8 protein-coding genes are annotated in these 13,460 nt (G+C 49.9%); 6 read left to right on the top strand and 2 right to left on the bottom strand.

Annotation, left to right across the window (positions count from 1 at the left end; translation table 11 throughout):
* The first annotated feature begins 9 nt into the window (after positions 1 to 9).
* From JI735_RS04020 to JI735_RS04005, 4 genes are read left to right on the top strand one after another with little or no spacing between them, the layout of a single operon-like run.
* Entirely contained in the window at positions 10 to 831 is an 822-nt protein-coding gene (locus JI735_RS04020; protein WP_083886506.1) for a carbohydrate ABC transporter permease, read from the top strand.
* Entirely contained in the window at positions 831 to 3,071 is a 2,241-nt protein-coding gene (locus tag JI735_RS04015) for a glycoside hydrolase family 65 protein (RefSeq protein ID WP_202677091.1), read from the top strand. Before JI735_RS04020 ends, JI735_RS04015 begins: the two co-directional genes overlap by 1 nt.
* Positions 3,047 to 3,829 carry a beta-phosphoglucomutase gene (pgmB, locus tag JI735_RS04010; RefSeq protein WP_233476239.1) on the top strand — a complete coding sequence of 261 codons (783 nt, stop codon included), beginning with the start codon at positions 3,047 to 3,049 and terminating at the stop codon, positions 3,827 to 3,829. The genes JI735_RS04015 and pgmB overlap by 25 nt, the downstream gene beginning before the upstream one ends.
* Positions 3,819 to 4,940, top strand: coding sequence for a DUF4432 family protein (locus JI735_RS04005; protein ID WP_202677089.1), 1,122 nt, complete (start codon positions 3,819 to 3,821; stop codon positions 4,938 to 4,940). The genes pgmB and JI735_RS04005 overlap by 11 nt, the downstream gene beginning before the upstream one ends.
* A gap of 528 nt (positions 4,941 to 5,468) precedes the next feature.
* Here the strand turns inward: JI735_RS04005 and JI735_RS04000 are convergent.
* Positions 5,469 to 5,822, bottom strand: coding sequence for a hypothetical protein (locus tag JI735_RS04000; RefSeq protein WP_202677087.1), 354 nt, complete (start codon positions 5,820 to 5,822; stop codon positions 5,469 to 5,471).
* A 119-nt stretch (positions 5,823 to 5,941) separates the two neighbouring features.
* A complete protein-coding gene (locus tag JI735_RS03995) occupies positions 5,942 to 11,335 on the bottom strand; it encodes a CBM35 domain-containing protein (protein WP_051051316.1) in 5,394 nt (1,797 codons plus the stop codon).
* 420 nt (positions 11,336 to 11,755) lie between these two features.
* Here JI735_RS03995 and JI735_RS03990 point away from each other — a divergent pair, with 420 nt between their 5' ends.
* Both JI735_RS03990 and JI735_RS03985 read left to right on the top strand, forming a co-directional pair.
* The gene (locus JI735_RS03990) at positions 11,756 to 12,787 is read left to right on the top strand and encodes a sensor histidine kinase (protein ID WP_233476238.1); all 1,032 of its coding nucleotides are present in this window, start codon (positions 11,756 to 11,758) and stop codon (positions 12,785 to 12,787) included.
* Entirely contained in the window at positions 12,781 to 13,428 is a 648-nt protein-coding gene (locus JI735_RS03985; RefSeq protein ID WP_039832227.1) for a response regulator, read from the top strand. Before JI735_RS03990 ends, JI735_RS03985 begins: the two co-directional genes overlap by 7 nt.
* Positions 13,429 to 13,460 lie beyond the last annotated feature (32 nt).

The following is a 13,460-nucleotide window of genomic DNA, read 5'->3' as shown; positions in this document are numbered from 1 at the left end:
GTGAAAATAATGAAAAAAGGTTTGGGTGTGCTCAAATATGGGTTTGTGCTCCTGATTGTACTGTTGTCGCTCGGCCCGTTCCTCTGGGTGCTGATGGCTTCATTCAAGACGAATACCGAAATTTTGAACAATTCGCTCGGCTGGCCAAGCAGCTTCCGCTTTTCCAATTACGTCATGGCTTTCAAAATTGCGCCGCTATCCCGGTTTTACATCAACAGTGTGATCGTGGGCATCTTCGGAACATTATTAAATTTATTGCTGCTCGGTATGGCGGGCTATGTGCTGGCCCGCTTTCAATTCCGCTTCAAGAACCTGCTGATGGGAGCGTTCTCCCTTTCACTGCTGATTCCGGGCGCTGCCATGCTGCAGCCGCTGTATTTGACGGTTAACACATTGGGGCTTTACGACAAGGTGATTGGACTTATTATCGTATATGCCGGCTTTGGCCTGCCGGTCTCGCTCTATATTCTATCAAGCTATTTCCTGACGATTCCCAAGGGAATGGAGGAATCGGCTTACCTGGACGGCGCCAGCTTCATCCAGACGTTCTTCCGGATTATTTTGCCTATATCGAAGCCGGGCTTCGGCACGGCGGGTGTGATGCAGTTCCTGCTCTGCTGGAATGAATTTCAGTTCGCTATTATTCTGACGACAGGCAATCAGAGCCGTACGCTGCCGCTTGCGCTCTACTATTTCAAAAGCCAGTTTGCCAGTGATTACGGCGTCATGTTTGCTGCGACGATGGTCGTTATCGTACCTAGTATCCTAGTCTATATCCTGCTGCAGAAGCAAGTTGTATCCGGACTTGCTGCGGGAGCGGTTAAGGGATAATGAGCCGGAAGATGACACTGGGGAAAAAAAACGGAGAAACAGAGGGGTTGCAGATGAACGAGGAAAACCTGTGGTGCCTGAAAGAAGACGGCTATGACCCTGGACTGCACAAGCATTATGAAGGACTCTTTACCCAAGGAAATGGCTACATGCATGTCCGCGGAAGTTTTGAGGAGGGGTGCAGCGATGCGCCCCAGGACGAAGAATATCTGCGCTTTCCCGATAATGTAACACTTGAGAAGCCGCGGCATCCCAAGTCCAAGCAGGGAACCTTCATCCCGGGCATCGTCGGCCGGCATCCGCTGCTGAAGGAGGAGATTGTCAATCTCCCCTATTATCTGGGGCTTGAATTTTTGTCTGCCGGCGAGCGTCTGGATATGGACCGGTGCCGGATCAGCGGCTACCAACGCTGGCTGGATCTGCGGGATGGAAGTCTTCATCGTTCAGTTGTATGGGAAACGGCAGCGGGCATGAAACTTCATTGTACATTCACCCGGTATCTCAGCATGGCGGAGACCCATCTTTGCATTCAGCAGGTGCAGCTTGAGGTGTTGTCAGGCGAAGGCAGACTGGAGGTGAAGGCGACCCTCAGGGCGGATGTGCGCACCAATGGAATGAATCATTTTGCCCGGATTGTTCCCTCGGCGGATTCAGAGGGCAGCCTGTCACTTGAGACTTTAACGGAGGAGGGCAATCAAATCTTCATGCTGTCTGCGCTGGAAGCCTCTGAAGCGATTGTCTGGCATGCAGAAAATACCCGGATGACGGCTGCGCTTCGAGGGGAGTGCAGGCTGCGGACCGGGGACCGGTTGACGGTCAGCAAGCTGACTACGGTGACAACGGATCGGGACATGGAGGAGGGAACGGCCCGCGACAGGGCGTTTACGCATCTCGGCCACGCCGGCAATTTGGGCTGGGAACAGATGTATAATCGGCATGCTGCCAAGTGGAAGAGCAAGTGGCAGTATGCCGATATCCGCATCAAGGGTGATGATGCGGCGCAGATAAACGTCCGCGCTTCCCTCTACCATCTGATCCGCTCCAATGCGGAACAGGATGCGAGGGTGGCAATCTGTGCCAAGGGTTATGCCGGCGAGGCCTATTTTGGCAGGTATTTCTGGGATACGGAGATCAACCTGCTTCCCTTCTTCCTGCACACCAACCCGCAGGCCGCCCGCAATCTGCTTCTTTTCCGCTACAATACGCTGGAGGGAGCCAGGCGCAATGCGCGGAATTATGGATACCGGGGAGCACGGTATGCCTGGGAGTCCTCGTTAAGCGGGGAAGAGCAATGCGCGAATTGGCAGTATGCTGATCACGAAATTCATGTAACAGCAGATATAGTTTATGCCCTGTACCACTATGTGAATGCTACAGGAGATGATGAATTTCTGGAGCGCTACGGCATTGATATTCTGGTTGAAACGGCCCGCTATTGGTGTGACCGTGTGGATTGGAACCGGGAGGGGTATGGCGAGCTGCTCGGCGTTATGGGACCGGATGAATATTTGCCATTCACCCGGAACAATGCCTTTACTAACCGCATGGTCAAATTCAGTCTGGAGCAAACCGTTGCTAGTCTGGACAGCCTGCAAAGCGGTAAGCCGGATAGCTATGCGGCCGTGGCAGAGCGGCTGGGCCTGCGTCCGGATGAACGTGAGCTCTTCCGGCACACGGCGGAAAAGCTGAGGCTGCCTTACAACAGCCAGATGGAAATTGTTCCGCAATCCGACGATTTCGCCGGCTATGCCGATGTGGAATTTGATAGTCTCTGGACAGACCGCTCCAGGCCATTTGGCCATTTCATTTCCCAGGAGCGCAACTATCGCTCCAAGGCGTTAAAGCAGGCGGATGTTCTGGAATTAATGCTGCTGTTTCCTCAGGAATTCTCCCATGAGCAGTTGAAGGCGGCTTATGCGTATTATGAGCCGATTACGACTCATGATTCCTCCTTGTCCGTGGCAGTTCACGGCATTGTGGCATCCTGGCTGAACCATAAGGAGGAAGCGGCAGCTTTTCTGCAGCGGGTGATGGCTATTGACTTTTCTCCGGAGAAAAAGGGTGCCGCCGAGGGAATTCACATCGCCAATTGCGGCGGTCTGTGGCAGCTCATCGTTTACGGATTTGCCGGTTTGGCGAGTGCGATGTGGAGCGACACCATTAAGCTGCAGCCCCGTCTGCCTGAAGGCTGGGAGGAGCTGAGCTTCCAGATCGTGTGGCGGGGGAGCACTACCGGATAACGGTTATTCCAGGTGCTTATGAAGTACAGAAGCTGAACGGGGGGAAGCGGTTGCGGGCACAACCATTTGAGGCAGCCATCTTTGATCTGGATGGCGTCATTGTCGATACCGCAAATTTTCACTACAAAGCCTGGAAACGCCTTGCCGGGGAGTTGGGATTTGCTTTCAGCGAAAGCGAGAATGAGCAGCTCAAGGGTGTCAGCCGCATGGAGTCCCTTGATCTTCTGCTGCGGTGCGGAGGGATAACGGATGTATCGCCGGAACGGAGGGAGGCACTGGCTTCGCGGAAAAATGAATGGTACAAGGAGCTCCTCGCAACACTTACACCTGCTGATGTATTGCCTGGTGTGCGCAGCTTCCTTGGTCTATTGCGCTCACATGGAATCAAAACGGGGATTGCATCGGCCAGCAAAAACGCTCCTCTCATTATGGACAAAGTGAATATCAGGCCGCTGTTTGACGTGGTGGTAGACGGGAACAGCATTGTCAGGGCGAAGCCGGACCCGGAGGTGTTCCTACAGGCAGCCAGGCTGCTCGGTGTGGCACCGGCAGCATGTTTTGTATTTGAAGATGCGGCAGCCGGTGTAGAGGGGGCGCTCCGGTCAGGCATGCGCGTTGTCGGCATTGGGGATGGGCGGCTGCTTGCCCGCTCCCATCTTGCCATCACCAGCTTTGAGCAGCTTGAGCCCATTTTTCTGATGAGTCATATCGGCGCCGCTGATCACACCGGACGGGGAGACCTCCCGTATGAACAATAAGCAAATAAACGTATTGATGCTGGCGCAAATGCAGCCGGACATTCCTCATGCGCTGCCGGGAGGCGGTTTTGTCACCCTGAAACTTGTTACAGACCGCTTGGGCTCACAGCTGCATCTGCTGACCGTATCCAATGGCAGGCTTATCTTTACTGTGATTCTTGAACGGGGGATGGACATTGGGGAAATCTGGATGGAGTCCGAGAAGATCAGCTGGGAGCGCGATGAGCGGCATCTGCTCCATCCGGAACACGTGGACCTGTCCGACAATGAGCATTCAGGCTGGGATTCGGGCTTCTATGCGGCTGTGGCTGCTATCGGTCCTGAAATTTTTGGCACCCCGGACGAGGTGAGAACGGTTCACGGGACGGGGTCTTATTCTCCCGCGTTGCTGGAATCAATACGTCTGGTCTGGGATGAGCAGCAGATCTGCTTGGAGGGCAGCGTTCCAGTGAGAGGATATGGAACGTTGCCTGTTTATGAAAAAACAATCCGGATCATAACGAATTACGGGGCAGCTGTGCTGTTCCGGGAAGATACGGTGCGGAATTTAACAGATACAGCTCAGCCTGTAGACGACGGTTACCATATCCAGCTGTCGGGGGCCTTTATATCTGGCGGCGGAAGTTATGTCCTGCCGGTTACGGCAAAAAAAATGCTGCTCCGCGACTCTGCTCCTCCGGAAAAGGACCCGTTCGCTGTCTACGCTGCTGAGACCAGGCTGGACCCGATCCGCTGTTATCAATATGTTCCTGAGCCGGTGGAGGGGCTGTCCGATCTGCCGCAGGTCCGCAATTACTGCGCTGGCGCAGGTGAACAGGAGCTGACGGCCGAGATGCTGGTGAACACAGGAAACGATGCCGCAGCCTATGTGATTCGTTCCCTGCAATGCTATCCCCGTTCACTGCTAGCCAAGAGGGCCATTGAGGACTGCATGTATGCTCTGGAGCCATGTAAGACCAGACCCAATTCCATGAAGCAAAAAACGATAGACGGCGAAATTGTCTATGTCGGACCCCGTGGCCAGTGTACCGGCTGGATCATCTTGGGGGCGACACGTGACCGGGAGGAAATTGACACCCTTACGCACTTGATCCGAAGTGCAGCAAGGTGATACATGTTAGGAACGCAGACTCCATCTATATAAGTTGAACTTGAAAAATTCATAAAAAGGGTAAAAGTGCGGAGGGGAAGTTTGGATACTTACAGAGCGGTAGCGTCCGCCTGAAAGCTTTCCGTAGGAAAGCTCGCTTCGGAAGCATAATCAGTCACCGGATTTCAACCGCAAAAGGCGGTTGCATTCAAGAAATCTGGGGACAACAGCGGCTGGAAGTCCAAACATTCCCCGCAGTGACGTCTATACCCTACAATGTAAAACTAAAGTTCAACTTATATAGTACAACATCTCAAAAGTCCTCCCCGTTTCTCCAAGAGGAGAAAACAAAGCCAAACGGCTCATACAGCAGAGGAACGAGTTCTTCCAGCCTCCCCTGAAAAGGGGGGGGCTTCTCCTAATGGACCCAGATGCCGTTATCTGCTTGAAATCGGTCTTTGCCGGGCGCTTACGGACCCAGATGACCCTATTTCATGCAAATCCACCATTATGCTCCGGGAAATGCCAGCTTAGCGTCTCCTCAGTCCATTAGCTTGAATAAAAAGCCCGGATTGTTGAAATAACGGCGCTGGAGTCCGTAAGATCGTGATTCCCTTTGCCCGGTCCGTCTGGAGGATTGAGATGTTCGGCTTCGTTCCATCCCCCGATCCGGAGTGGAACACAGAAGGGGAAGAACTTGCCGGACGCTGTACTAGGTTTAAGGAAACTAAATAACCAGTCACTGGTGGATATCCGGCGACTGGTTATTTTACTTTTAGTTTTCTGCCGGGTTTTCATCAAAGGGGCTTTTGCAGTCACTGGACTGCGATGCTGTGCGACAGGTATGAAGCTGCCAACAATGTCGGCGGTGAGCGCAAGTATTTGATTTGGAAATTGCTGCATAGGAAATCACTCATCACAGATCATATCCTGTACAACAAGAAGCGCCCCCCTTACACTCTTCAGGGGGAGCGCCTTGTTTATGCCTTGCAGAACCGGTATTTTCCGTTTCTACACAATGCTTATCGCAAATAATTCATCAGAATCTGCGCAGCCTCTGCACGGGTGGCAGGAGCTTTGGGAGCGAAGGTACCGTCAACCCGTCCTTTCACGAAGCCGAGCGCAGCCGCTGCAGCCACTTGTTCCGCTGCCCAGTCGGAGATGCTCGCAGCATCCTTAAGGGAAGGGCTGACCGGAGCGGCCGGAATTGCACCCTTCTGGAGCCGGTAGGCCCGCATCAGAATGACAGTCATCTCTTCACGGCTGATCTCCGCAGCCGGATGGAAGTCTTCCGGAGTCCGGCCGGTAATCAGGCCGGCCTTCACCATGCCGGAGAGCGCATTCTGATACCAGGCGCCTTCCGGGACATCGGCGAAGGAAGCGGTACCGCTGCCGTTCAACTGCAGCGTGTTGGCGATCAGCTGCACGAATTCAGCCCTGGTAATATTCCGGCCTGGCTGATAAGCCTGCTCCGATATGCCTTGGATCAGATGCTTCGCAGACAGCTCTCTTAAAGCTTCAAATGCCCAGTGGGTGACAGGAACATCGCTGAATTGCTTCGAATACTCCAGCAGCGCGTACATGCCGCTGCCGTGAAGAAGCGCCTTCAACCCGCCGTCTTCAGTCGCTCCGCCCAGGTATGTGAGTGTACCGTCATTTTCCAAACGATACAGACCAAGCAGCTTCGGATTGAGTCCCTCAGCCGGCCAGCTGAAGCCTACCGGAACCTGATATTTCTCAAGCCGATGGACCGCTCCATCCGCACCGGACAGACTCAGATCATACTCTATCAGCTTGCCTTTCAGCGCTACACCGGCTTCCGTCTTCAGCTTCACTTCTTCCAGCGCCTTAAGCTTTGCCTTCAGCAGGATCTTTGCACCGCTGCTCTCTGCAGCAGGTACGGCTCCGGCCAGCTGCTTCAGCAGCCCTGGCGCCAGTACAAGCTCTATCCCGTCTCCCTGCAAACGCAGTGAATTTGTTCCCAGCAGCTCCCCGGCCTTCAACGGAAGCTCAATTGCAGTTGCTTGCCCTACCTGCACTGTAACCACCCCATTTACCGCAGGACTGCTCAGCTGGGCGGTTGAAATGACTGCAGCCGAAGGCAGTGGCATGGCGGCCTGCTGTGGTGTTTCCGTAGGCCTGACCGTTGATAACGGCGGGCTTGTCGGTGTCACCGGAGGATCCGTTGGCGTCACCGGTTGACGGTTGACTGTCAGCTCAATAGTCTCTGTATTTACCGCATCTGCATAAGGGCGGTTCCCAATAATACGGGTATTGGTCACCTGCACCTGGTATGCTCCGGCATCAGCAGCCCCGGCCTTCTCAACAGCCAGGCTGCTGCCATGTGCATTGTCCAGGACCAGGCCATTCTTCAGCCAGCGATAGCTTAGTTCCCCGTAAGTTGAAGCGGCAACTACGTTGAAGGTTACCGGATCGCCCTCCACTACAGGGTTAACGGTTGCCGCGAACGATTGGACCGACGGGATTTCATGCGCCGGATACACCTTGAGCCTAAGCTCCGTTCCGGTGATACGGACCGGGTTCACCTCTGCTTTGCCGGTCAGCACCACACGGTACTCTGTCCCGTCCTCTTCCATTTCCGGGGTGAAGCGGTATACCGCACCGGTAACACTCGGGAGGGGCAGCCAATCACTATTGCCGGTCCGCTTCACTTCCCACCCGATAGACTCAACGTCTCCTGTCGTATCAACTAGAAGCGTTAAAGGGTCACCCTCAACAGCCTCCAGCGCAGGCGGCAAATCCAGCGCGAAGGCAGGTGCGATCCATTCCGCATCGGCTGGAAGCACCTTCAGGATGTATTCCTGCTCTCCGGTTAAGCCTCCTTCGCCAGTCACGACGGCCTTGTACCGGTAGCCGCTCATCGCTTCCGACAAATCCGGAAGCGTCAGCACATCGCCCGATCCGACGGGTTCGCCGTAGCCTTTTCCCTTGTCCACATACCAGGTGTAGGACAGTGTTCCTGACCCTGTTCCGGCAGCGCGGAGTATTCCGGCTGATCCTGCCCGCAGCGAGCCTTCACTGACAATCTTCACCTCCGGAGCCTTAAGAGTCCATTTCGCAGTCAGTGTCAATGCACCAGGCACCGTCTGGGCTGCAAAATCCCATTTCGCAGCATCGTTGTACCAGCCCTCCAGCTCATAGCCTTCCTTCGCTACAGCAGGAGCAGTCAACGGTTCGCCGTACACAGCCTGAACAACTGTCTGCGCCGGACTTCCGCCATTGGCGTTAAAAGTAATATCATAGCGTCCTCCGGACTCCGTCAATGCACTGATCTCACTATTGCTGAGGTTGCGGATTTCAATTTTCATGCGTTGATTATCTTTCCCCTGGTCATCAGCTAACCTTACTGCTGCACCGTTACTATTGGATGCTCCTTCTACAGTGATTACTTTATTATTACTTTTGTTAACTATTTTATAGTAGTCACCGTCTTTTTCCAGTTTCCACTGCTGAGTATTCGGTATAGATCCGGTAGCTCTTGTATTCTGACAGAGCTGCTGTATGGCTGAACCGGGAAGAATGTCGAGGACATGCCCGCTTTGAACTGACTGGATCTGGTAATACCCTGTACCGAGATCCAGGAATCTCCACAGCTGATTATTACCATCGCCATTGGCCCATTGGTTAATTACCGCCAGCGGATCACTTGAAACTCTGTCCACATCCAATGCTTTTCCGCTGTGTTTCGGCTGGATCTTAACCATCTTTTCGGGAATGATTTTCCTGGCAATTGAACTCATAAATCCGCCGCTGGTTTTATCAATGGTGAGACTGTCGATATTGAATCTTCCGGTATCCCCTTGTTCACGGATGAATTCAATTACATTTTTTCCGGCGTTCAAGTTAACTGATTCCGTACGGTTAGCCCACGAATCCCAACTTGCTGTCGGAGGTAAAGATACTTGTTTTATTCTCTGTCCGTTAACATACATCGTCATTGTTATGTTGGAACTCTGTACGCCGGAATACCGCAGTGTTGACGTATAGGCAGCCGTATTGGGTACGTTTACTTCAAACTTGAGTGAATCGCCTTTTTGCTCAAATCCGCCTACAAATCCGTTGCCTTCATACCATAAATGATCTTTGGCAATCTGCAGGCTTCCTTGTCTGGTTGCTTCTTCTGCCTGATATCTCCAGGGAGTCCGCTTATTAAGATGAATACTGTCGATATTTATAATGCCGGAGTTGTCTGTTTCGTTTTTATAAGTGATCGTGTTTTTACCCGCCTTCAGGTTTAACGTCTCAAGCTGCTCCTTCCAGACAGTAGGTCCGCCAGTAGGAGGGAGGGTGATGTTTTTAATCTTAGTGCCATTCAAATATAAACCTAAGGTTTTACCTGCAGCTTCTTTTGCATATCTCAGCTTCACATCATAAGACGCCGCATTCTCAACATTTACAGAAAACTCCACGGATGAGTTCGCTCTAGAGAGCCCGGTTACATAACCGGTACCCAGATTGCCGTCTTTTGCGTAGACGACTGCAGCATCATTCGAGCCTGTGATTGTTGCATCTTCTGCTCCATAATGCCAGGTGGTTGCTTCGGTAACTGTTATATAGTCAAGATTGACGTTGCCGGTGTCGCCACTATCATATTTATACATGATGGTATTTTCGCCTTGTTTAAGGAAAACATTATCATAACGGTCGGCCCAGCTGTTCCAGCTCTTTAAGCTGAAGAAATCTACCTGCTTTATTTTTTGCCCGTTTACATACATACTCAGGGTCCTGTCATCATTAAACCCTAGGCTGTAGCCCAGATTAACCGAATAGCTGCCTGCATTGGCGGCATTTACCTTGAAGGTGACCGCGGAATTTGAAATCCATAATCCTCCGGCAAAACCGGTTCCGCTGTAACCCGGATGATCAGTATCTACCTTTGCATTTCCGGACAGTTCGGCATTTTCGGCTTCGTACAATGTGCTTTTTTTAATTATCATGGCGTCCAGGGCCAAAGAGCTCTTACCCGAAAGACGGATCTTGTTGCTTCCGGCATTAAGCTTAATATTATAAGCTGATTGAATATCGAAGTTTGCCTCAAATCCGGCATTGGATGCAAATGAAATATCCCGGGCTGCCTCTTGGTTGACTCCTAATTTCATGTTAATAGCATTTGCCGTATTATTGTTGTATCTGAAATCCAGTGAGTAGGTTCCTGCAGCATTCGTGTTTACTGTAAACTCCACATAGTCATTGGCGCTGCTGTTATTGTATTTTTCATATAGGGCGCCCGAAGCAAAAGCACTTTTCCCAACGACTTTGGAAACTCCTGACAGCTTGGCATCCTCGGCTTCATAAATTTCGCTTTTTTCCTCTCCTGAGGGTCGGTTCAGGACAGTGCCGGGATTGGAAGGGATTCCTAGATTGATGAAGTCATTATCGTCCCAATGTATACGCTGAGCTCTTATTCCCCTGTTTCCGCCGCCTTGTCCGTGGGTTGGTATTCCATGGTACATGATCCAATCCTCTGAATTATCCTCAGACTTAAGGAACAATGGGGATCCCGGGCCATATGAGCTGTTTTCATCCGATCTTTTCATGACAGGCTCAGGATATTTCTTCCATGATTCGGCTTTCATCACATCAGATGTTGCATCAGCTACGGATACGCCTACAGAATAGTTATCATTCATAAAGCTGCTTGCAGAATAGGCGAAATAGATCTTGCCGTTTCTTTCAACTACAGCAGCACCTTCATTGATATTGTCGTGATGCTTTTCCCAGTCATATTGCGGCCTTGCCACAGTAGCTTCTGTACCTTCCAATGTCCACGGGTTCTTCATTTTGACAATCGTAGGGCTCTCGTCAAATTTCGTCTTTGCAGGATCATTAGGATCAGGGTAATAGTAGTATTTTGTATAGGTGAAGTATGTTTCGCCTTTAATGGATATAACGCCGCAGGCCAAACCATAGCCCTGCGTGTTCAGAAGTCCCTTCTTGACCGTAACCTGCCCATCTTTGTCCGCATTAGCGGATTCTCCCTTAAGCTCCCAGGTGCCTTCAAAAGGATCGGGGGATGAGTTTTCCAGGACGTAGGAGCTTGGATGTCCATATCCGAAGCTCTCCTCTGGACCGGATGAGAAATAAAGATACCATTTGCCATCCAGCCTATATACGTATGGACCCCACACAAACCCAAAATTACTCGGCTTCTTCCAGACTATTTTGCTTTTTGCAGTGGATACTCCGAGAATGGTTTCATGTCTTTTTAATGTGATGTTATTATCGCCAGAAAAAGCTGAATAGTAATAGCCGTCTGCAGCCCTGGCAATAGTAGGATCGGCACCCCCCATAAGCGGGTTAACATAATTAGAGGTTACCTCTGCACTAGAGATGCCTGTCAGCAATAATGAAAGCAATATCGCAAAGGGGAACAGAAATAAACTTTTTTTCCTCATCGTAATCTCCTTTGTCTAATTATTTTTTGTAACCGCTTGCATTTTTCTGTAGCGCTACGCATTCATTATAAAATATAAGCGGAACTGTTTTTCGGCATCATGTATTGCGATATTTTGAGGAATTATATTGGCAAGAGAAGAGCCAGGAATAAAAATCCGCTGTCCTTGCCTTTTTTTTAGCTTTCTTATGTTTTTTTTACTTGTTTGTTGTAGTATAGATAAAGCCAGTTATGGTTAAAATTCCAACTTCAGTAAGAGGGTATCGATCATGAAAGACCTGTATACGGCCGGTAATCGAATGCTTGTGCAAAAAATGCTCAAGGGATTTTCTTTGTTTTCGATTTTTACGACGATTCTTCAAGATTATCCGGGGATACGCAATCCATTCTGTTTCTTACCCTTATTGCTGTACTATTGCTCGTGAACGATTTCACCAGAGTCAAGTTTCAGAATCAGACTAAGGCCCTGTGGTATGTATCTTTTATTCTAAGCAATCTATTGGCTGGTTTTTTATTGTTTAAGGTCTACTGTATAGGCACGCAAATCTACATCATTATTCTGCTTGTTGAGATCATTGTCAGCACACACAAAATTCCTGTATATGTATTGTGCCTGCATTTTTCTATTTTTACGGCTTCGCTAATAGCAGATCATACTACCCTCAGGGATATTTTATCTTCCTATTTAATTATCATTTCCATTGTCTATTTGTTCCGAAATGTTTTGATTGAGAAGGCAAGAACCCAAGAGCTAAATCAGGAACTGCAAATTGCCAACACGACACTGCAGGAGTACTCGAACAAGATTCAAGAGCTGACCATCTCCCAGGAGAGAACGAGGATTGCCCAAGAACTTCATGATTCACTGGGGCACTATCTTATAGCCTTAAATATGAATCTTGAATATGCCAGTACAATCGTGGATGTGGAGACAGATAAGGCAAAACTGGCCATACACAAGTCGCAGCAGCTTTCCAAGGAGTGCATCGTCAATCTCCGGAAAACCGTGGTGCTTCTGGGGGATGAGAGAGCTTCTAAAGAACTCTTGCAGTCCCTTCACGAAATCTTCGACAACTTTCTCGAAACGAATAAGATTCAATTTGAACTGAACATGGATGAAGATATTGAATATGTGGATTCCGATATCAAAAATTGTATTTACAAGACCGTACAGGAGTCTATCACCAATGGTATTAAGCACGGGCAGGCTACACACTTTTCCATTGCCATTCATAAATATTCTGATCATATCTCCTTGCTCGTTCATAATAATGGAGCAGACTGCAAAGAGATCATCAAATCCAAGGGGATTCAGGGGATAGAGAACAGGATCTTAGCCCTGGGCGGAAAGGTTGTTTTTTACTCGGGCGAATCTTCAGGATTTCGTGTTGAGGCCAATATTCCTAAAATTACTGTTGATTTCGAGGTTAACAAGGAGGCACATTCATGGTAGATATTATGATAGTGGATGATCAGCAAATTGTCCGGGAAGGCTTGAAGATGATTCTTAGCCTGCATGAGGAAATCAATGTTATCGGTGAAGCGTCCAACGGAGAAGAAGCCTTGGAGCTTCTCAGCTACACTTCCCCTGAAGTTATTCTGATGGATATCAAAATGCCGGTAATGAACGGAATTGAAGCGACAAAATTGGTGAAAGCCAAATACCCCGGGATCAAGGTGATCATTCTTACTACGTTTAATGACAGTGAGTATATTTTTACAGGTCTGAAAAATGGGGCGGACGGGTACATTCTAAAAGATTCAGGCTCTCAGGAAATCCTTTCTTCCATTAAAACTGCTTGTGAGGGGAACATTCTGCTGAATCCCAAGATTACACGGGAAGTAGTGAATGCGCTGAATTCTGTAAAGAATGCAGGTACTGAGAACCTGCGGAATGAGCAGATTCTGCAGCTGCTTACACCACGTGAGCTGGAGGTAGCCAAATGCATTATGGAAGGCAAAAGCAATAAAGAGATCAGCAGTGACTTATTTATTACTGAAGGTACTGTCAAAAATTACGTCTCACGAATGCTGGAGAAACTTGAGCTGAAGAATAGAACCGAATTAACCCTATGTCTGCAAAAATCGCTATAATCCTGGTGCATGGCTAACCCGCGTTTAACTGC

Origin of the sequence: Paenibacillus sonchi, assembly GCF_016772475.1 — a bacterium.
GTDB lineage: Bacteria > Bacillota > Bacilli > Paenibacillales > Paenibacillaceae > Paenibacillus_AQ > Paenibacillus_AQ sonchi.
The sequence above is the reverse complement of the archived record's forward strand: the minus strand, read 5'-3'. Positions and strand labels throughout refer to the sequence as shown.